The 18,806-nt window shown below is 70.7% G+C and carries 18 protein-coding genes and 1 pseudogene; 9 read left to right on the top strand and 10 right to left on the bottom strand.

Features of this window, described 5'->3' with window-relative positions; translation table 11 throughout:
* Positions 1-11 precede the first annotated feature (11 nt).
* Positions 12-863: a class I SAM-dependent methyltransferase gene (locus AB0L33_RS04590; protein WP_365677660.1), complete on the bottom strand. Its 852-nt coding sequence runs from the start codon at positions 861-863 to the stop codon at positions 12-14.
* Positions 864-1,306: 443 nt separating this feature from the next.
* On the opposite strand from AB0L33_RS04590, the gene AB0L33_RS04585 reads away from it, so the two are divergent.
* Positions 1,307-2,755 carry a multicopper oxidase domain-containing protein gene (locus tag AB0L33_RS04585; RefSeq protein WP_365677659.1) on the top strand — a complete coding sequence of 483 codons (1,449 nt, stop codon included), beginning with the start codon at positions 1,307-1,309 and terminating at the stop codon, positions 2,753-2,755.
* 181 nt (positions 2,756-2,936) lie between these two features.
* A pseudogene (locus tag AB0L33_RS04580) lies at positions 2,937-3,317 on the top strand (alkyl/aryl-sulfatase); the annotation flags it as partial.
* A 351-nt stretch (positions 3,318-3,668) separates the two neighbouring features.
* Here the strand turns inward: AB0L33_RS04580 and AB0L33_RS04575 are convergent.
* Both AB0L33_RS04575 and AB0L33_RS04570 read right to left on the bottom strand, forming a co-directional pair.
* Positions 3,669-4,643 carry a hypothetical protein gene (locus tag AB0L33_RS04575; RefSeq protein WP_365677658.1) on the bottom strand — a complete coding sequence of 325 codons (975 nt, stop codon included), beginning with the start codon at positions 4,641-4,643 and terminating at the stop codon, positions 3,669-3,671.
* A 299-nt stretch (positions 4,644-4,942) separates the two neighbouring features.
* Positions 4,943-5,551, bottom strand: coding sequence for a hypothetical protein (locus tag AB0L33_RS04570; RefSeq protein ID WP_365677657.1), 609 nt, complete (start codon positions 5,549-5,551; stop codon positions 4,943-4,945).
* Positions 5,552-5,664: 113 nt separating this feature from the next.
* Here AB0L33_RS04570 and AB0L33_RS04565 point away from each other — a divergent pair, with 113 nt between their 5' ends.
* On the top strand, positions 5,665-6,282 hold the full coding sequence (locus AB0L33_RS04565; RefSeq protein ID WP_365677656.1) for a TOPRIM nucleotidyl transferase/hydrolase domain-containing protein: 618 nt from the start codon (positions 5,665-5,667) through the stop codon (positions 6,280-6,282).
* 468 nt (positions 6,283-6,750) lie between these two features.
* Positions 6,751-7,800: a hypothetical protein gene (locus tag AB0L33_RS04560; protein WP_365677655.1), complete on the top strand. Its 1,050-nt coding sequence runs from the start codon at positions 6,751-6,753 to the stop codon at positions 7,798-7,800.
* Positions 7,801-7,858: 58 nt separating this feature from the next.
* Here the strand turns inward: AB0L33_RS04560 and AB0L33_RS04555 are convergent, their stop codons facing one another.
* The 3 genes from AB0L33_RS04555 to AB0L33_RS04545 all read right to left on the bottom strand — a co-directional run bounded on the left by AB0L33_RS04555 (position 7,859) and on the right by AB0L33_RS04545 (position 10,599).
* Positions 7,859-8,533: a lytic polysaccharide monooxygenase gene (locus tag AB0L33_RS04555; protein ID WP_365677654.1), complete on the bottom strand. Its 675-nt coding sequence runs from the start codon at positions 8,531-8,533 to the stop codon at positions 7,859-7,861.
* Positions 8,534-8,718: 185 nt separating this feature from the next.
* Complete coding sequence (locus AB0L33_RS04550) at positions 8,719-9,444, bottom strand: glycoside hydrolase family 11 protein (RefSeq protein ID WP_365677653.1); 726 nt, start codon at positions 9,442-9,444, stop codon at positions 8,719-8,721.
* A gap of 501 nt (positions 9,445-9,945) precedes the next feature.
* Positions 9,946-10,599, bottom strand: coding sequence for a TetR/AcrR family transcriptional regulator (locus AB0L33_RS04545; RefSeq protein ID WP_365677652.1), 654 nt, complete (start codon positions 10,597-10,599; stop codon positions 9,946-9,948).
* Positions 10,600-10,756: 157 nt separating this feature from the next.
* Between AB0L33_RS04545 and AB0L33_RS04540 the strand changes: the two genes are divergently transcribed.
* Positions 10,757-11,899 (top strand): serine hydrolase domain-containing protein, encoded by a 1,143-nt coding sequence (locus AB0L33_RS04540; RefSeq protein ID WP_365677651.1) that lies wholly within the window; start codon positions 10,757-10,759, stop codon positions 11,897-11,899.
* Between the two features lie 238 nt (positions 11,900-12,137).
* Here AB0L33_RS04540 and AB0L33_RS04535 read toward each other — a convergent pair whose 3' ends face one another.
* The 3 genes from AB0L33_RS04535 to AB0L33_RS04525 are packed head-to-tail and all read right to left on the bottom strand — an operon-like array spanning position 12,138 to position 13,598.
* Entirely contained in the window at positions 12,138-12,572 is a 435-nt protein-coding gene (locus AB0L33_RS04535) for a hypothetical protein (protein ID WP_365677650.1), read from the bottom strand.
* A gap of 56 nt (positions 12,573-12,628) precedes the next feature.
* Positions 12,629-13,165, bottom strand: a complete 537-nt coding sequence (locus tag AB0L33_RS04530; RefSeq protein ID WP_365677649.1) for a DinB family protein — start codon at positions 13,163-13,165, stop codon at positions 12,629-12,631.
* Positions 13,166-13,223: 58 nt separating this feature from the next.
* On the bottom strand, positions 13,224-13,598 hold the full coding sequence (locus AB0L33_RS04525; protein WP_365677648.1) for a DUF6223 family protein: 375 nt from the start codon (positions 13,596-13,598) through the stop codon (positions 13,224-13,226).
* Between the two features lie 231 nt (positions 13,599-13,829).
* Here AB0L33_RS04525 and AB0L33_RS04520 point away from each other — a divergent pair, with 231 nt between their 5' ends.
* From AB0L33_RS04520 to AB0L33_RS04510, 3 genes are all read left to right on the top strand, one after another.
* The gene (locus tag AB0L33_RS04520) at positions 13,830-14,957 is read left to right on the top strand and encodes a sensor histidine kinase (RefSeq protein ID WP_365677647.1); all 1,128 of its coding nucleotides are present in this window, start codon (positions 13,830-13,832) and stop codon (positions 14,955-14,957) included.
* The gene (locus AB0L33_RS04515; protein WP_365677646.1) at positions 14,954-15,655 is read left to right on the top strand and encodes a response regulator transcription factor; all 702 of its coding nucleotides are present in this window, start codon (positions 14,954-14,956) and stop codon (positions 15,653-15,655) included. Before AB0L33_RS04520 ends, AB0L33_RS04515 begins: the two co-directional genes overlap by 4 nt.
* A 127-nt stretch (positions 15,656-15,782) precedes the next feature.
* The gene (locus tag AB0L33_RS04510; protein WP_365677645.1) at positions 15,783-17,105 is read left to right on the top strand and encodes a cytochrome P450; all 1,323 of its coding nucleotides are present in this window, start codon (positions 15,783-15,785) and stop codon (positions 17,103-17,105) included.
* 69 nt (positions 17,106-17,174) lie between these two features.
* On the opposite strand, the gene AB0L33_RS04505 is transcribed toward AB0L33_RS04510, so the two are convergent.
* Positions 17,175-17,897, bottom strand: a complete 723-nt coding sequence (locus tag AB0L33_RS04505; protein WP_365677644.1) for an SMI1/KNR4 family protein — start codon at positions 17,895-17,897, stop codon at positions 17,175-17,177.
* A 194-nt stretch (positions 17,898-18,091) separates the two neighbouring features.
* Between AB0L33_RS04505 and AB0L33_RS04500 the strand changes: the two genes are divergently transcribed.
* Positions 18,092-18,724 (top strand): LysE family transporter, encoded by a 633-nt coding sequence (locus AB0L33_RS04500; protein WP_365677643.1) that lies wholly within the window; start codon positions 18,092-18,094, stop codon positions 18,722-18,724.
* Positions 18,725-18,806 lie beyond the last annotated feature (82 nt).

The following is an 18,806-nucleotide window of genomic DNA, read 5'->3' as shown; positions in this document are numbered from 1 at the left end:
CTTGGGGAGCTCTACCGGCGGACTGCCGAGATCAGTCCGCCGGGCCGTTCCTCATGCCGCGGAGGGGTGCTGAGCGGGCGGCCATATGCGGCAGCGCGCTCACGCAGGGTGTGGCTGTCGGCCCTCCAGCCGTACCCGCTGAGCCAGCCCACCGGGTCGTCGGGCGTCTCCGAGACCCACATGGACGAAGCCGACCCCGGCTCGGAATCCGCGGCGAAGCGCTCGATCACGCCGCGTGAGCCCAACGTCAGGCCCAGCCAACTGCCCGGCACCGACAGCGCGCTGATCCGAGCCAGCAGCACCTCCACCGCGTCCTGGGGCAGATAGATCAGCAGCCCTTCGGCGATCCACACGGTCGGCGCGGCCGGGTCGTGTCCTGCGGCGGCCAGCGCGCCCGGCCAGTCCTCCCGCAGGTCCACCGCGACCGTGATCCGCTCGCAGCGTGCGACGGCCCGCTCCTGGCGAAGAACCGAGGCCTTGAAGTCCAGCGGCGCGGCGGTGTCGACCTCGAACAGGCGGGTGCCCTCGGGCCAGTCCATCCGAAAGGCCCGGCTGTCCATGCCCGCGCCGAGCAGCACGACCTGCCGGACCCCGGACGCGGAAGCCCGCCGCAACAGGTCGTCGAGGAACTTCGTCCGGATGACGATGGAGATGGACACCGCAAGCCGGCGGCGGCGCGCGGCCTCGTCACCGGCGAGGGGCGGCGAGGAGGGCCACAGTCCGCCGGCGGTGGCGAAGGCCTGTGCCAGCGGGTCGCGGAACAGCGCGTTCTCCCGCTCGGACTCCAGCGCCCGCACCCTGGCCACCCCCACCGCGGTTGCCCACACACCCGACGGCTGCACCTGCTTCGGCTCATCAGTCACCGCACCAGCCTAGAAGAGGGCGGCTGCGCCTTCCCTTACCGGGATGGCCTCTGGCGCAGCGCCTGCTGTGGTTGATGCGACCTGTACCTCGCTCGTTCGAGCTGAACCCCCACGGCGTCGCCCGGGTTCTGAACCACGACCGCCGAGGGGAAGACTCCGTTCGTCACTCACGTCCGGATAGAAATCGGGATTCACCCGGGCAGTATCGCAGCGCCGTGGAGACGCACAAGGTGCAGGCGACACAAGCCCCGGGGGGGCCAGATACTCCGGAAGAGGCAGCCGTTGACGGGGGTTGGGGTCAGGGGCCCGTCAGGGCTCTCTCAGGGATCTTCCGCATGTGCCGGCCCCTCCCCCGGCGGGAGTCTGGAGGCATGGAGAAAAGCGGGGGACGAAGGCGGCTGAAACGCGTACTCATCACGTGCGCGGTGATACTGACGGTGCTGGTGACAGCGGTGGGGGGCGGGTTCGCCTGGCTGTGGACGCGGGCCGACGTCAGCACGGTGGGGAAAGTGCGGTTCAGCCGGCCACTGGCCGTACCGCCTCTCGCGGAGTCGACCGTGGACGCGGACGGCACCCGGGTCTTCGACCTGCGGATGCAGTCGGGCGAGACCGAGTTCCGGGAGGGTCTCCGAACGCCGACCTGGGGTTTCAATGGCAGCTACCTCGGGCCGACGCTGCGCGCCGAACGCGGCGAGCGGGTGAAGGTGCGGATACGCAACGCCCTGGACGAGGCGTCCAGCGTCCACTGGCACGGCATGCACCTGCCCGCCGCCATGGACGGCGGACCGCACCAGATGGTGGCGGCCGGCGCCACGTGGACCCCCAGGTGGAAGATCGACCAGCCGGCCGCCACGCTCTGGTACCACCCGCATCCGCACGGAGCGACCGAGGACCACGTCCAACGCGGACTGGCCGGTATGTTCCTCCTCGACGACGCACGCTCCACGCGGCTGAAGCTGCCCGCGAAGTACGGCGTGAACGACGTCCCGGTCATCGTCCAGGACGTCACGTTCGACGGGGCCCGCTTCGATCACGGCCACGCCTTCCTCGCCAACACGGGTTTCCTGGGCAAGCGGACGATGGTGAACGGCACGCTCGACCCGTACCTGGAGGTCGGTGACGAACGCGTGCGGCTGCGGCTGCTGAACGCGTCCACCGCCCGCATCTACACCTTCGGTTTCGACGACGACCGCACGTTCGACCTGATCGGAACCGACGGCGGGCTGCTGGAGGAGCCCGCGCCGATGAACCGCATACAGCTCTCCCCCGGCGAACGCGCCGAGGTCGTCGTCCGGATGCGGCCGGGCGAGCGGACCGTGTTGCGCAGCTATCCGTGGCGCGAGGGCGGGGCCTGGGAGAAGCGCTTCAACGGGGGTGACGACTCGTTCGACGTCATGCAGCTGCGCGCGGCGAAGCGGCTCCGCCCCTCGCCCCCGCTCCCGGCTGCACTGGGCAAGCTGGAACTGCCGGACGCGAAGGACACCGCACAGGGCCGGTTCTTCGAGCTGCGCAGGTCGGGCATCAACGGCAAACCCATGGCCATGGACCGGGTGGACGACGTCGTGACGCGGGGGACGACGGAGACCTGGACCCTGCGCAATGGCGGCGACATGACGCACAACTTCCATGTGCATGATGTTCAGTTCAGGGTGCTGGAGGTGAACGGCCGCGAGCCGGAGCCGGCGCTCAGGGGGCGCAAGGACACCGTCGCGATCCCCATGGGCACCACGATGAAGATCGTGCTCCGGTTCGACGGCCCGGCCGATCCGGACACTCCCTACATGTACCACTGCCACCTGCTGGACCACGAGGACCACGGAATGATGGGGCAGTTCGTCGTCGTCGAACCCGGACAGCGGGCCGGCAGCCCGAAGAAACACGCGGGGCACTGAGCTTGCGGAGGCCTCTTCGACGGGGAGCGGGTCCCCGCACAGTTGCTCAGGGCCCTGAAGGAGCCGCAGTAACCGACGGGAGGGGGTGCGCCCGTGTGGCCGAGCAGGACAGGCGGCGGACTGCGGACGCGGTGCTCAATGAAAGCGCCGTATCCGTCAGGGCCGGAGCCGAGGAGTGGGCGTGACGACGTTCGACCTGCCGTACGAGGACACCACTGATGCCGAGGACGCGGACCGCGGGTTCGTGGCCGCGCTGGAGCCGGGGGTGGTCAAGGACGCCTCGGGCCGGTCGGTGTGGGACGTGGACGCGTTCGCGTTCCTGGCCGGGGAACCGCAGCCGACGGTCGCCCCGAGCCTGTGGCGCCAGGGCGCCCTGTGCGCACGGCAGGGCCTGTACGAGGTCACCGGGGGCGTTTACCAGATCCGGGGCCTGGACCTGTCCAACATGACCCTGGTCGAGGGCGAGCGGGGCGTGGTGGTCGTCGACCCGCTGGTGTCGGCGGAGACAGCCGCGGCGGGGCTGCGCCTGTACCGGGAGCAGCGGGGCGAGCGGCCGGTGACACCAAGTCGCAGCTGCTCGGTCTGCTCGCCGGCCGCGGCCTGGACGGCGTCACCACCAACGGCGACACCGGCGCCCTGACGCGGCTGCTCGCCGTCCTGGAGCGAGCCCGACCCCGATTTCGCGATCGTCACCCCGTAGCAGTGCGCAACGGCGCCGCATGATGGCGACATTCGGCGGTTGGCACACCACTGGTGCAGCCATGTCCCCGTCGCCTACGTGGACGTGAACTGAACGACCCACTCCCGTCAAGGCCCTTGACGCCCGGAGCCCGAGCAGCGGGGCGCCGGGGTGGCATCCGCGATGGGGTGCGTGCACGCGAGGCTCCGACGACGTGTCCACGCCCACGGGCCCTCACCATCGGTCGATCACGAGGACCTGGGGTGCGATCAGGTCGTGGGACTCGGCGGGCAAGGCGTCACGGGCATGGTTCCTGATGGTGATCAGCTCGTCGCCCCAACGGGCGTCGAGCAGTTCGGCGTCCGTCATGCTCAGTTCGCCGGGGCGTTCCCCGATGGCGGCGAGGTGTCCCAGGTGCCCCCAGGGCAGCCGTTCGATCTCCCACCCCGGCCAGGTCTCGCGCATCCGCGCCAGGCATGGCGGCGGGACGATGTCTGGGGTCCAGTAGCGGAGGCGACGCGCACGCACGTCGATGACCGCGCCATCGGTCACGGCACCTTCGGAGGCCAGGGGGTAGGGCGGCTCCGCGGCCAGGGCGCGGATCATCGGCTCCCCCTGGTGCGCGAGCAGCGGGGCGATGGTGTTGTTCAGTTGCCAGTGCTTGAGGGTCGCGTCGTCGTCGATGACGCTGACGAGGCACGTCGCCCCGGCAAGGGTGTCGGCGATCGACTCGTCGTGGCGAACGGTGATCGTGCGGCCTTCCGGGTCCCAGCCGACGAACCAGTAGTCGCGCGAGGCCAGGCACACCTCGGCCGGGTTGTCCTCCACGGGCCGGGGCGGCGGTGCGGGGAGGACAAGGCTGCGCAGCTCCTCGTCGCCGCCCCAGGCATGGGCGACGTCCCAGCCCGCCCAGCCCGGCGATCCCGCCAGGTGCAGGGCCATGCTCTCCCGATGCGCGGCGCCCGCGCGCGGCATGCTCAGGGCGCAGCTGTAAAAGCGGTAACGCCGCGTGGCCAGGTCGAGGGCGATGCCCTGGCAGGACCGCGCCGTTCCCGGATCCCCGATGACGGGCCTGCCTTCGCCCAGGACCCGCTTCACCAGAGAAGCACGGTCCTCGGCCCCGGCCAGGTGCCACCGGCCGTATTTCTCCTCCGACTCCCGCACGGAGCCGTCCTCGAAGCGTACGAGGTACGCCGTCCAACAGCCCATCTGGCGACACTAGCAACCGAGCGGGCCTTGCGTTCCGCTTGGTCCGACGCGAACCCGTTCGTGCCGGGCGGGGCGGCGCGATGGGGGCAGCCCTTCACAGGAGCCAGTACCAGCGGGCCAGGAGGAGGCCCGTGATGATCAAGAGGACAAGGAGTTCCCAGCCGAGGAACCTCCGGTCTCGGCGCCGGTCCTGACGGGTGAGGATGTGGGTGCGGCGTGCCAGGACCTCGGGCTCCGTTCGTCGGGCGCCGGACCCGCGGGCCGTGGCAGTCGGGGCGTTCCGCCGGTGTCCTCGTTCGTCACTGTCCGGCCGCCACCTTTCCGGTCTTCTCCGTCTTGTCCCAGGTGAGTTCCGTATTCCGCTTCTCCTCGACGTAGGCGGCGACCAGGCAGGCGGCCAGCAGGGAGCCGTAGCCGGCGAGGTGGAGGAGGGGCGGCGCCAGCCGCCGCTGTCGGGTGCCCGCGAGCAGCTTCGCGATCCAGGCGAGGGGCATGGACAGGGTGAGCCAGGCGTAGACGGCAAGCATGACGGGATGCGCCGATCCGTCCGCGTTCAGCAGTCCGGCCCGGTCGAGCAGGGGGGTGAAGACGCCGGGCAGGGCGGTGACGACGAGGATGACGGTGGCCACCAGGCCCGGGTAGATCAGCGCCTCGAACCAGCTGCGGCGGAAGGTTCCGGGGTCGATCACGGCGGCCATCAGCATGATGAGCAGGTAGCAGACGAGGTTCGTCACCCAGAGGTAGTGGAAGAGGGTCCAGGCCCGGTCGTGGTCCGTGTAGTAGAGGAGGACCAGGGCGGCGGAGCACGCGACCAGCAGCACGGGGGTCGCCAGGAGCGAGAACCAGATCAGGCCGACTTGGCGAACCTGCCCCTCGGGAGCACGGCGGGGCCGGGCTCCCGAGGCCATTATCTGGACCGGGGATCACGAACCGGTTTGCCGCGCGCTGCCCGATCCCGATCCACCGGACGCGGCCTTTAATCCCCGTGCGGTGTCACCGATGGAGGGGACAGACTCGCCCCGTGGCGGATTTGCGAGAATTCCTGGCCGCGGTCGACGACTGGGCGGCGGGCGGTCCCGAGGAGCCGGCGCGCGCTCACGCGGTGAGCCTGGGGGTACGGACCGCGGTGCTCCTCGAAGGGCGGAGCGACTTGGCGGCCGTGGAAGCGCTGGCCGCCCGGCGGGGCCGGGACCTGGCCGCCGAAGGGGTGTGCAATGTGCCGATGGGCGGGGCGATGAGCGTGGGCCGCTACGCCAGGCTCCTCGGCCCCGCAGGTCTGGGGCTTCGCCTCACCGGACTGTGCGACGAGGGCGAACGGGACTTCTACGAGCGCGCTTTCGTACGCGCGCAGGCGCCCCTTCGGGACATCCACGTGTGCGGCGCGGACCTGGAGGACGAACTCATCCGTGCGCTCGGGACAGCGGAGGTCGAGGAGATCTTCCGGGCGGAGGGCGACCTGCGCGCCTGGCAGTCGTTCCAACGTCAGCCGGCGCAGGAGGGAAGGCCCCGGCACCTGCAGATGCGCCGCTTCCTCGGCACCAAGAAGGGCCGCAAGATCCACTACGGCCGTCTCCTCGTCGAAGCGCTCCCGCCGGACCGCACACCGCCCCCGCTCGACGACCTCCTCACAAGCCTGTAGGGCCGAAGCCGCCGGTTCCCCTGAGGTTTCGCACCGCCGCGGTTCCGGCGGGCGCGCCGGGCTCGGCCTTTGCCTGCGTCACCGGGGCGTACCTGCCGAGGACATCGTCCTCGGCTACGCGGTCACCGGCGCCAGCGGCAACGCGTCCGCCCCCGGTCCCACCGATACCGAACTGCTGCAGAGGATCCTTCACTTCGCGGGGCCTACGGTGGTGATCGCGCCCCCGATGCCGCCGCGCCGGGGTCGATGGAGCTCAGGTACGAGGCCGACCTGCCGGGCAGGCGAGGCCGTTCCTGGCCCGCGCGGGCACGGGGCGCTGCCCTTGGTCTTCCCGACGGGGCCTGTCTTCTGACGTCGGCGGACCCGAACCTTGACGGCGAGGGCCGTCCGGTTGCGGCCGGGAATGTGGGTGACGTGATGCACGCGAGGCTGCCGCAGCAGAGTCGGCTCCCCGAACGGGTGGCAGGGGTGACCAGGCGGCCTTCCGAGTCCGCTCCCCGGCTGGCTTCCCTGCAGCGCGGCATCGGCAATGCGGCGGTCACCCGGGCGCTGACCGGCACCCCCGTGCAGCGCTACACCGAGCCCGACGCGGAGCGGGACATCACGGACACCGTGACGTACGACCGGATCTCGCAGAACGGGCGGATCGCGGTCTCCGGTCGCCAGGAGGCCTTCGCGGAGGCCGACTTGATCGCATCGGCGAACGCGGCGTTGAACGCGTCGGAGCGGGTCCGCGTCCGCCTCGAAGCGGGCCGCGAGGTGGTGGTCGGGGGCCGGGTGCTGCATCGGGTGCTGCCCGTCTTCGCGTCGCGGGAGGCGGCCGAGGCGGCGCAGGGGAGCAGCGAACACGAACCCGTCGCGGGTGAGAGCGCGGAGGACAGGGCAGCAAAGCTCGACTCCTACCGGCGGAACGTGGTTCAGCCGCCCGCCGCGCTCGGGCTGCTCCTCCAGGACGTCGCCAGGCTGGCGGGCGGGGGCCGCCCCAGCGACGCGAGCGTCAACGGCGTGCACCAACGGCTGCTCGCACTCGCGATGGAGAACCAGGGAGCGACGTGGGCCGCCGAGCACGTCCCGCTGAACCCGCTGCTCGACCCGGTCGATTACCTGAAGACGGCGGGGCGGCTCATCGGCGTGATCGTCATGGAGTACGCCGGCTCCCGGGAGCCGGAGCGCGTGATGCAGGAGCTCCTCATCACGATGCCCAACGACTGCCAGGCCGCCGCGCAGAGACTGCTCGGCACCAGGACGGGTGAGCTTCAACAGGCACCGGCCGAACCCGCGGTCGGCCAGAACCACTACGTGAACCTGAGCGACGCGCCCGGTCGGTGGAACAACCACTTCGGCGCGGTGATCATGCGGGACGGCGACGACACCCTCACCTTCGAGGCGGCGGCGGACAGCACCAGCCGCATCGGCGAGGGCAAGTCACTCGGATACTTCGCGCTGTACGGGAAGCACGGCACCGCGCAGTCGTTCGACGCGGACCTGCGCCGGCAGAACACCGCGGGGAACGCCTGAACAGCACACGGCGGGCACCGGTGCCCAGCAGGGACCGGTGCCCGCCGTGCTCATGGGATCAGCCGAAGTCCACGTCGCTGCACCACATGTAGGCCTGGTCGGTGTGCGAGGCCTGCCAGATGGTGAACACGATGTGGCGTCCGGTGTAGCCGCTGGTGCTGACGTCGAACGTGTAGTTCGTCGAAGGGCCGAAGCGGCCGGTCTGCGTGATGAAGTCGAGGTTGCCCCAGCCCAGGGTCTGGGTCTCGGGGTTGAAGCCCTGCTTGCTCACGTAGACCTTGAAGTAGTCGGCACCGTGTGACGCCTGGTCGGCCACGTGGACCGAGAAGTTGCTGCCGACGCTGGTCGCCTTCCACTGCCCCGGCTTGTCCAGGCTGGCGTTCCTGGACAGGTTGTTGCTGCAGAGGGTGCCGTCAGGGGTCAGCGCCTCGAACTGGCCGCCGAGGCCGTCACGGAGCGCGCTCATCCAGTTCCACATGGTGTCACTGTTGGCCTGGAAGGCCTGCCAGCACATGGGGTCCTCGGTTTGCATGGCCGGGTTCATGTGGTCACTGCCCCACTTCTGCCAGCACTGGTACGCGCGGGAAGGGGGTCCGACGACGGAGCCGTGGGCCTGGGCGGGTGCCGACCAGGCGAGTGCGGCGACCACCACGGTGAACAGCGAGGCGAGCACCGCGAGGGGCCGACGGAGGACGGACCGGGAACGCCCGGTTAATGGGCTTGGTTGACGCATGGGGGGAACTCCTTGTAGTCACGAAGGGCCATGGGAGCGCTCCCAACGGTACGACCCCCCGAGGAAATGTCAATGAAACAAACAAAGTTGATTACAGAGGAGCGGGGTGAGCCGGGGGCGCACCGAGAGCGGTCTCGGGCTCCGCCGCGAGACGGGGCCCGGACCGGTTGTCCGCCCGCCGACGGTCAGCCGCTGACCGTGATGTTCGAGCTCCCGCTGCTCTGATAACCCTCGGTGGCCATGATCATGTAGTACTTGAACTGGCCCATGTTCATGCCCGCGCGCGCCCAGGCGTCGAAGTGGTTGCCGGTGGTGATGGTGCCGGAGCCGCTGGTCACCTTCGACTGCCGGACACTCCAGTACTGGTCGAAGGTGCGGGTGCCCTCGACGGAGGGCGCGTTGTACCGCGTCGTCTTGTAGATGTCGTACGTTCCACCGTCGCTGGAGACGGTGCCCCTGTACTCACCGGTGGGCCGGTAGCTGCCCCAGTTGTCGACGATGTAGTACTCCACCAGCGGGTTCGACGTCCAGCCGTAGAGGCAGCCGTAGCCGTTGCCCGACGGGTTGAAGTAGCCGTTGTAGCGGACCGTCCTGCGCCCGCCGGTGTTCCAGCCCTTGCCGGCGACGAAGTTGCCGCAGTTGCTCCACTGGGTGGTGTAGCTGCCGCCGCCGTTGAGGGTCATGGAGACGGAGCCGCCGCCGTCGGTCCAGAACGAGTAGTACATGCCGTCGGTGCCGGTCTGGCTGGTGGTAATGGTGGTGGCGGCATGGGCGGTGCCGGGCAGCAGCAGCCCGGACGCGGTGGCGAGCGCGACCGTGCCGGCGCCGCCGAGGAAGCCCCGTCGGCTCATGCCTGCGAAGGGGGCGGGGTTCTGCTGGGTCCGGTCCTGCTGCGAGCCGTCCTGCTGCATGGGATCTCCCGATGAAGGCTGGTGGGGGGCGGGCAGCTCCTGCTGCCCGCGGCCTTGCGCGGACCACGGCAAGGCCACCCAGGTCGTCACAACCGCAACGACCGACCGTCGTCACGGCCGCACGGCGCCCCGGGGCCTTCCGTCGTCCGATGGGCCACAGTTTTCGTAGACCGTCATGCCCCTGTCAACAGTTTCGACATGCTTTCGGAAACACTTCCCTGCGGGAAAAGGGTCTCCTGGAAACGCATCCGCAGTTCAGACGCCTGTTCACGTGCCCCGACGCGAGGGCGGGGACGGGACAGGAAGGAAACTCTTCGAACCTGTGTGCACGGCGACCGAAACTTTCGAAGGCGGGGAGATGACTGCATCTGCCCCCAGGAACGGCGGCACACGAACCCCTTTGCTTAGGTCATCGCGAACACCACGCACGCGGCGTCGGCAGGCACGGGGCCGGCGTAGCCGATGCACGGAACGTCGGACATACCGCGAACCCGACACGGATCACGCGCTTCGGTAGTACGCGAGGAACATGTCCACTCCCCGGTCGACCAGGCGTTCGGTGAGCTCGGAGCCGAGGCGTTCGCCATACGCACTGTGGACAATGTGGGGGTAGAGGACCAACGCGTAGAACTGGAGGATCGCCACCTCCATGTCGGGGATGTCCAGCTCTTCACTCAACCGGAGCGCGGCGGCGAGCGGTTCGGCGAAGCGGTCCGGCCCCTGGGTGCGCCAGGCGCGGCCCAGCTGAGGGAAACGGTCGGACTCGGCGGCGATCAGGGCGCGCAGCGCCAGCACCTCCTCCTGGGCAATGCCCTCGACCCAACCGCGGGCCGCGGCGGCGAGCACTTCAGCGATGTCGTCATCGGCCGCGAGCTGTTCGTTCATGACGCGAGCCGATTCACCCAAAGCCTGCTCGAGAGCGTCGCCGACCACCTCGGTGAACAGGTCCTCCTTGCTGCCGAAGTGGTTGTAGATCGTCACCTTCGACACTCCTGCCTCGGCGGCGATCCGGTCCACGCCCACGCCGAAGCCGTGGCGCAGGAACTGCTCTCGGGCAGCACTGATGATCGCCGCGTGCTTGCGAGCCGCGCGTTCCCCGGTCGGCTTCGCTTTTGGAGACGGTCGCGGTTGCCGCTTGCTCGTGGAGTCGCTCATCGACCGCATCGTATCAACCCCCTGAACTGAACAGTTGAGTTCACATGAACTGGTCTGTACAGTTCAGGCCGTCCTCGCCGGTGCCCCTATCAGTTCGATGTCCTCGGCATCTCCAGCAGCCTCCGCCGGCCTCGGCCTGACCGAAGGGAATGTCTTGATGAACGCCTCACCCATGACCACCGTGCACGGCACGGCCGACGAACGATTCACGCCTGTCCGGGCCGAGTTCACCGCGATCGCGGGCGAGGAACCGGGCCTGAGCGCGCAGTTGTCCGTGTGGCTGCACGGGCGCCAAGTGGTCGACCTGTGGACCGGTCCGGACGTGACCGGCGACTCCCTGCTCGCCCTCTACTCCTCCGGCAAGGGCGCGGCGCATCTCGTCACGGCGCTGCTCGTCCAGGACGGCGTGCTGTACCTCGACCGACCCGTTGCCGACGACTGGCCCGAGTTCGCAGCCGGTGGCAAAGCGGGCCTCACCTTGCGCGACTTGCTGTCCCACAAGGCCGGACTCCTCGGCCACCCGAAAGGGCTGAGCACTGCGGAACTGGCCGACGAACGGCAGTTGGCCGAGCTGCTGGCAGCTCTGCGCCCGGCATGGACGCCCGGCACGGGCTACGGCTACCACGCCTTCACCGTGACTGCTCTGACCGGCGAGTTGATCAGCCGCGTCACCGGCCGCACGCTCCAGGACCACTACGCCGAGCGGCTGCGGATCCCGTACGGCCTGGACTTCCACCTCGGTCTGCCGGAGAGCGAGGAGCCCCGCTACCTGCCGGCCCAGCCCGCCCCGGTCGCCCCCGGCCGGCTGCCCACCGGGCTGACCGCCCTCGCCTTCAACGCGCACGCCCAACCGCCCACCGACCTGGTGAAGTACGCCAACACGCGCACGGTTCGCGCCCTGGGCTCCGCCTCATCGGGCAGCGTCGGCACGGCACGCGGCCTGGCCAAGCTGTACGCCGCGGGGGTCTCCGCGGTCGATGGGCGCGCCCCGCTTCTCGGCCCGGACGTGCTGGCGGAGTTCACGGCCCCGCACACCCGCGGAGCCGACCTGGTCACGGGGGAAGAGGACCACTTCCTGCTCGGCTTCGAGGCTCAGGGTGTCCGGTACAAGGGGCTACTGGGCGCGCGGGCCTTCGGCCACAGCGGCGCGGTCGGCGCGCAGTCCTTCGCCGACCCCGCGACTGGCATCGCGTACAGCTACACCCGCCGCCGCTTCGCGCCCGGCGGTGGTGGCGGGGCCCCGGAGAACCACCGCCTGATCGCCGCGGTCGGCAAGGCTGCGGCGACCGCGCGGCGGTGACACCGAAGGCGCGCCACCGGCCTGCAGGGGGCCGGCCGAGCCCGAGCGAGTGGCTCGGCGCTCTACGGCTCGCGGTTCATCAGGCTGAGGAAGGAACGGACGAGGGCAGCGAGCGTGCCGTCGCTGCGCAACGCCCGCGTGGAGTCCGCCGGTTGCGCGCTGCGCAGCCGGCGGACTCCGGGCGCTCATGCGCAACTTCGCCAGGTCCATGCCTTGTCCGGACGCCGGCCACCCGCCATCAGCCGCTGCATGGACAGCAGCCGCTGCTCGCCCTCCCACACGTGTCGCGGTACGCCCACGGGTTCGGCCGGCGGCATGCGTGCCAGGTCTCGGCCCTCCCACGGGCGTTCGCCTCCTCATGCAGGTCGAAGGCCCGCAGCTCCGGCTGGCGGTCGTCGGGCAACGGAAGGTCCTCGCGGTACTCGTACAACAAGGACAGCAGCGCCTCGCACAGGGGGAGGACGAATCCGGCCGCCTGGTCCGCGTCCTGCAGCACAGGACGCAGCTCCCGCGCGCGCAGCCGCAGTTCGCGGTGGTGCCACAGCACCGGCGGTGCGCAGGTCGAGGAAAGCGCAGTTCGTCGTCGGGCGTCCTCGCCGAGAGCCGAAAGCAGGGAGGCGGCAGCCCCGAACACCTGGCCGGCGCGCACCAGCGCGACCCCGAGAAGATGCACACACCCCGGTCTCCATCATCGGCCGCCTTCACGCGCGGGGGCAAGGCCGCCGGCAGTCAGGCCGGGCGCGGTACGGTTCCGTGCTGCCGGAGGTAGAGGTCGCGCAGCAGGGAGATCTCTGCACCGTGATGGATCAGTTCCCTGTTGACGTGCAGGATTCTGTTCTCCATGGGAAACCGCTCGGGGCCGACCGCGGGCGGATGGTCCAGGTCGGCGTCCGACAGCTCGCGGACCCCCGCATTCCATCTCGCGTACATCTCTTCGAGCTGTTTCACCGCCTCGTCAGCGGTCCCCGCGTAGGCGAATGTCCGGGAGTCGACGTCCTGGCCGCCGAAGTGCCATGCCACCCGATATCCCAGGCACGAGACGATGATGTGCCCCAGCCGCCAGGCGATCGTGGTCACCGGGGCCGGAACCGGCGCGGGGGACACGGAATCCATCGTCCACTCCCCCGCGCCACGCGGGCGGACGTTCCAGCAGTCGGGCACCGGTTCCCAGAAGTACTCCTCGTCGGTAAGTCCGTTCAGCCGTGGCCGCAGGTTCTGGTTCCAGTACCAGTCCAACTGGTCCGCAAGTCGCTCACTTCTCGTCACTTGAGCACCCTACGGGCTCCGCCCGCGTGGCGGCCGCACGTGTGTCCGATCCTGCCGCTCAGGCGGTCGCCCGGCCGTCCGGCCGGGCGGTGCGGCGGCAACGGTTCAGGGCCCGGCGGCCCAGGAGTACGGCGCCCAGCCCCAGCGGGACTGCCACGACGGCACCGACGAGTCCGTTGCCGGTGCCGGGACCGCCCCGGGCGGTGGCCAGGTGCAGCACCGCGAGGACCGTGCCGATCGCGCCCGTCGCGATGGCCGCCACCGCGCAGGTGCGCGCGTTGCGGACGCTGATCCGGCCACCGCCGCGCGCCAGGGCCGGCCGGCCGATGGCCAGTCCCAGCGCTCCCGCTGCGAGGGCCAGGTTGGCCCCGGTCCGCCCATCGCCGATGATCCCGCCCTCGGCGGCCGCCATCAGTACCGTTGAAGCGCTCATGCCGCTCCTCCTCGTTTCCTCGTCGCCGCTTCCGAAGCGATGTCCCTGGAGAGCATGCGTTCCGGCCCCCGCACCGGTCGTCCAGCAGATGCGGGCACTTGCCGCTGCCGCCGCCGCGGCAGCCGGTTACCACGGCGGCGGCACGCGGCCCGGTGCTACCGCGCACGCGGTAGCCGACCGCTCGTCCACCAGGCGGATTCGCCGACATCCGCATCCGGCTACGGTGCGCCCATGGACAAAGGACGGTTCGCTGTCCCGGCAGCGGTCACCGACTGGGCAAGCGCCCTGGGCGTGGCGGCACTGCTGCTGTGCACCGGGCTGTCCGGTGCGCACCCGGGCGGACAGCGCGAACTGCTCGGCTCCGTGCTACTGGCGGCCGGCGGGCTCGCGCTGGCAGCCCGCCGCCGGGCACCGCTCGTGGTCCTGGCTGTCACCGGGGCCTGCGCGGTCGGCTCCTTGGGAGCGGGGGTCGAAGTCCTCGCCGTTTCCTATCTGATCGCGGTCTACAGCGCGGTGCGCGCCGGGCACCGCACCGTCACGGTGGCTGTCTCCGTAGGTCTCGTGGTCGTGCTCCATCTGGCGGCCCTGGTCCTTCATGACGGCTCCCCGCGGGAGGCCGTCGGCCAGGCCCGGGCCACCCTTGAGCTCGCCTGGCTGATCGCCGCCTTCGCCGCCGGGGAGGCGGTGCGGCAGGCCGAACGGCGGGCGGACGAAGCCGAGCGCACCCGCGAGGAGACCGCTCGCCGCCGGGCCGACGAGGAGCGGCTGCGCATCGCGCGGGAGCTGCACGACTCGCTCACCCACCAGATCTCGGTCATCAAGGTGCAGTCCGAGGTCGCCGTCCACGTGGCCCGGCGTCGCGGCGAGCAGGTGCCGACAGCCCTGCTCGCGATCCAGGAAGCCGGCCGGGAGGCGAGCCGGGAGCTGCGGGCGACCCTGGAGGCGCTGCGCGACGACGACACGACCCCACCGCGCGGACTCGACCATGTCCCCGGCCTGGTGGAGGGCTTCCAGGTGACCGGCCTGGAGGCGACACTGACGATCGAAGGGCTTCCGCACGCCCTGCCCACCGCGGTGAGCCGCACCGCCTACCGGATCGTTCAGGAGTCGCTCACCAACGTCACCCGGCACGCCGCCGCCACCACTGCCTCGGTGCTGATCGGCTACCGGCCGGACGCCCTGGCCATCCGCGTCGACGACAACGGAAAGGCCACCTCGCGCCACGCACCGACGCCCGGACTCGGGCTCCTCGGGATGCGCGAACGCGTCACGGCCCTGGGCGGCCGACTGCACACCGGGCCGCGCAGCACGGGCGGCTTCACCGTCCAGGCCGAACTCCCCACGAATGGAGCGCCGTGATCCGGGTCCTGCTGGTCGATGACCAGCCACTCATCCGCAGTGGCTTCCGCGCGCTGCTCGACCTGGAAGACGACATCGAGGTGGTGGCCGAGGCCGCGGACGGCCGGGCGTGCCTCGCGCTCGTCAGGGAGCGACTGCCCGACGTCGTCCTCATCGACATCCAGATGCCCGTCATGGACGGCATCGAAGCGACCCGGCGCATCGCCGCGGACCCGGCCCTGGCCGGCGTTCATGTGGTGGTGCTGACCAACTACGGCCTGGACGAGTACGTCTTCGACGCACTGCGCGCGGGCGCCGCGGGCTTCCTCGTCAAGGACATCCTGCCGGAGGACTTCCTCCACGCGGTACGCGTCGCTGCCCGAGGTGACGCTCTGCTCGCGCCCGCCATCACGCGCAAGCTCATCGACCGGTACGTCACCCAGCCGCCGCCCGCCCGTCTCGGCAGCGGCCCGGATGGACTGACCGGCCGCGAACGCGAGGCGGTCGCCCTGGCCGCGTACGGCCTGTCCAACGACGAGATCGCCGACCGCCTCGTCATCAGCCCGGCGACCGCCAAGACCCACATCAACCGGGCCATGGCCAAGCTCCACGCCCGTGATCGCGCCCAACTCGTGGTCCTCGCCTACGAATCCGGCCTGGTCACTCCGTCGACGCCGGCTCCCCGCGGCCCGGGTTCCGGCGGCGCACGGCACGCCTGAGCCGGCCCGATTGCAATGGCAGCTCGCCCACCCGTGACCGCCCTTGCCGTCGAATCGTTGCCCATCCGTACCGGCCGCCGGAGCCGCGAAGGCCGACGAACGCAACGTAGACAGGACAGCGAAGCTGATGCGCGTGGACAGGACAGCCTGCCCCGGACAACCGCCCGTGCCGCCCGGCGAGGAAGTGCTCACCCACTCCCGGGCCCTGCAGTTCTGGCTGGACCCGGCCAATCTCGCGACCTCCCGCGACGAGGCCGATCCGGTCGTGCGGACCCGGACCGGCCCGACGACCGCCTTCCAGGTCAACGACCCCTCGCTCCTGCGCAAGGTCGGCAGTGATGAGGAAACCTTCCGGTTCTGGGGCCCTCACCCGAGCCTGCGCGACTTCAACGAGCACGGGGTGGTCGGCCTCGAAGGTGCCGCCCACCGGGAGCGGCGCGCCGTGATGAGGCCCGCGTTCGCCGCGTCCCGGCTCACCGGCGTCGGCCCCGGCGTCCAGACCTGTACCCAGCGGCTCCTCGCCGACCTGCCCACGGACCGACCGCTCGACATGCGGGTCGAGATGAGCCGGCTCGCCTGCGGGCTCCTCGTGGACTGTGTCCTCAACAGCGAACTGGCTCCCGAGACCCTTGCCGGGGTCGCGGCCGCCCGTTCCACCCTGTCCGGCGGCATCTTCTGGCGCTACGCCCTCTCACCCTGGCCCTGGGTGCCCGTGCCCCGGCGCCGCGCCTCCCGCCGTGCGCTGGCCGAACTGGACGAGGCCGTCCGCCAGGTGCGCGCCAACCACCGGCCCGCCCCGGACGGCCAGGACCTGGTGTCCCTGCTCGAAGCCGCGGCGCCCGGGGAGCCCCACGTGGTGCAGCGCGACATTCGCGCCCTGCTGATGGCCGGCATGGAGACCAGCGCCTCCACCCTGGCCTGGGCCTGCTACGAGCTGGGCCGCCACCCGCACCATCAGCAAGCGCTCCGGGACGAAGCCGACGCCGCGCCCGATCCGAGCCGCCTCCAGGCACACCAGCTCCCGCTGGCGACCGCCTTCCTCCACGAAGTCACCCGCCTCCACGGCATCCCGTTCCTGGTCCGCCGCACCAGCCGCCAGACCTGCCAGGGCGGTGTGCAGATCCCGGCCGGAGCCCTGGTCACCCTGCCTCTCGGGGCCCTGCGCCGCGACAGGAAGCGCTACCCCGCCCCGGAGGTGTTCGACCCGCAGCGCTGGCTCCCCCACGCCGAGCCGCCGGCGGCGCCCGCCGCGCTGCTCGCCTACGGCCTGGGTCCCCGATACTGCCCCGGCGCAGCCGCGGCCGATGCCATGCTGCCCGTGGCCCTGGCCACCCTGGCCGGCTCGCGTACGCTGCGCCCGGCGCGGCCGGGCCGGAAGATCGGCATGAGCCTGGAGCTCACGCCCACTCCCAAGGGGCTCACCATGTACGCCGAGAGCAAACACCCCTGACCGCTCCGTTCCTGTACCCGCAGTCCGTGTTCCGTGGGCCATGAATGAGCCGCACTGCGAACTCTGCTTCTAGTAGGAGTTGAGCCAGTCGCCCGGAATCAACTCACGAAGGCGGTCGAGGTCTTCGGGAGTGCGGCCACGGGCCAGGATGGTCATGCCGTCGTCGCGCAGAAGGACGTCCTGGCCCAGGAACCAGCGAGCCGCGCCTTCCTCGTCACCGAGGGGGCAGGCAGGGAACGGCAGCTGGACGCAGGCTTCTTCCAGCAGTCGGCCGCTGTCGGCATCGGGGTCGAGGAAGTCGCAGGTCGCACCGTCGGCCTGTACGGCCTCGGACAGGACGATCTCGACGAAGCAGAGCGAAAGCCGCTCGGTCCAGCCCTCCCACCGCTCGGCGGACTTGTCGGCCAGGTCGAGCCGGACGAACACCGCGGGATCGTCTTCGCGGAGTTCTTCGATGAGAAGGCCCCATGATGCGGCCCCCTGGTTCTCGTGCCGGAACACCAGGGCCTCTCCGGCGTCATCGACATAGAGGTCCGCCGGGCCCAGCAGCTCGTCGTGGTTGCTGGTGAGATCCCGGCGGCGCCCGAACAGCAGATACGCCTCGCGCAGCGCCGCGGGCAGCCGGACGCCGAGCCTCTCCTCCGCGGCGGCCAGATCGGCCTCCGTCCATCCGTCGCCGTTCCGCAGCGCTTCGCCCCAGTGAGCGGCGAAGCCCTGGACGAAGGTCCACGCACCGCCGCGGTCGGCAACGCCGCCGGCCAGGGATACCGCAAGATCGAACTCCCGTGTCATGCCCGGAGGGTATCCGCCGGATCACCACCTGACCGCGACGGCCTCGTAAATGGGTTGTACGCCCGGCCGGGCTCCCCCGAGGATCTGCCCATGACCACGACCACTGTTCCCGTGCTGCCGATGTGCTCCTCCGCTGCCGCGGGGCGGGGCATGCAGCAGCCCGGCTGTCCGCGGAGGTCGATTCCGCCCCGCTCGTGAGCGCGGCTCTGGTCGCCGGGCTCCTGGCCGGCTACGGCATCGCCATGCCCGTGGGAGCCGTCGCGACGTATCTCGTCGCCCTCACCGCCCGGACGTCGCTCGGAGTCGGTGCGTGTGCCGCTCTGGGTGTCGCGACTGCTGACGGGCTGTACGCGCTCATCTCGGTGCTCGGAGGCTCGGCGCTCGCGCCCCTCATCCAGCCCGTCACGCTGCCTCTGCACTGGGCCTCCGCCGTGGTGCTCGTCGCGCTGGCCTGCCGGAGTGCCAGGACGGCCATCGTCCAGTACCGCAGGCGGGAGGTCGCGGGCAGGACCGGCCGGGGGGCGATGAGTCCGGTGCGGGCGTATACGGAGTTGCTCGGCATCACGATGATGAATCCGATCACCGTGCTCTACTTCGCGGCGCTGGTACTCGCCGGTCAGGGCACCACTGTTCCGGACCGCTGGGGTGAGGCCGTGTTCGTACTGGCGGCCTTTCTGGCCTCCGCCAGTTGGCAACTGCTGCTCGCCGCCGGCGGAGCCCTGCTCGGCCGCGTACTGACGGGTGCTCGCGGACGTTTGCTCACCTCCCTGGTGTCCAGCGCCGTGATCGTCGGGCTTGCCGCCCATCTCGTGGTCGCCCAGTCGTGAGCGGCGGAAGTGAGTGCCCGTCAGTTGGCGTTCACACGTGGGCGCGTGCCCCCTCTACATCGTCGGAACATTGATGTACGGT

This window comes from Streptomyces sp. NPDC052299 (assembly GCF_040679335.1).
Lineage (GTDB): Bacteria > Actinomycetota > Actinomycetes > Streptomycetales > Streptomycetaceae > Streptomyces.
This window is presented reverse-complemented; position numbering and strand designations above follow the sequence as displayed.

Excerpts from the sequence above, each read along its gene's own strand:
- AB0L33_RS04545 (WP_365677652.1), bottom strand. The coding sequence starts at position 10,599 with ATGAGCGACTCCACGAGCAAGCGGCAACCGCGACCGTCTCCAAAAGCG.
- AB0L33_RS04575 (WP_365677658.1), bottom strand. The coding sequence starts at position 4,643 with ATGGGCTGTTGGACGGCGTACCTCGTACGCTTCGAGGACGGCTCCGTG.
- AB0L33_RS04540 (WP_365677651.1), top strand. The coding sequence starts at position 10,757 with ATGAACGCCTCACCCATGACCACCGTGCACGGCACGGCCGACGAACGA.
- AB0L33_RS04550 (WP_365677653.1), bottom strand. The coding sequence starts at position 9,444 with ATGCAGCAGGACGGCTCGCAGCAGGACCGGACCCAGCAGAACCCCGCC.
- AB0L33_RS04520 (WP_365677647.1), top strand. The coding sequence starts at position 13,830 with ATGGACAAAGGACGGTTCGCTGTCCCGGCAGCGGTCACCGACTGGGCA.
- AB0L33_RS04510 (WP_365677645.1), top strand. The coding sequence starts at position 15,783 with ATGCGCGTGGACAGGACAGCCTGCCCCGGACAACCGCCCGTGCCGCCC.
- AB0L33_RS04555 (WP_365677654.1), bottom strand. The coding sequence starts at position 8,533 with ATGCGTCAACCAAGCCCATTAACCGGGCGTTCCCGGTCCGTCCTCCGT.
- AB0L33_RS04570 (WP_365677657.1), bottom strand. The coding sequence starts at position 5,551 with ATGGCCTCGGGAGCCCGGCCCCGCCGTGCTCCCGAGGGGCAGGTTCGC.
- AB0L33_RS04525 (WP_365677648.1), bottom strand. The coding sequence starts at position 13,598 with ATGAGCGCTTCAACGGTACTGATGGCGGCCGCCGAGGGCGGGATCATC.
- AB0L33_RS04505 (WP_365677644.1), bottom strand. The coding sequence starts at position 17,897 with ATGACACGGGAGTTCGATCTTGCGGTATCCCTGGCCGGCGGCGTTGCC.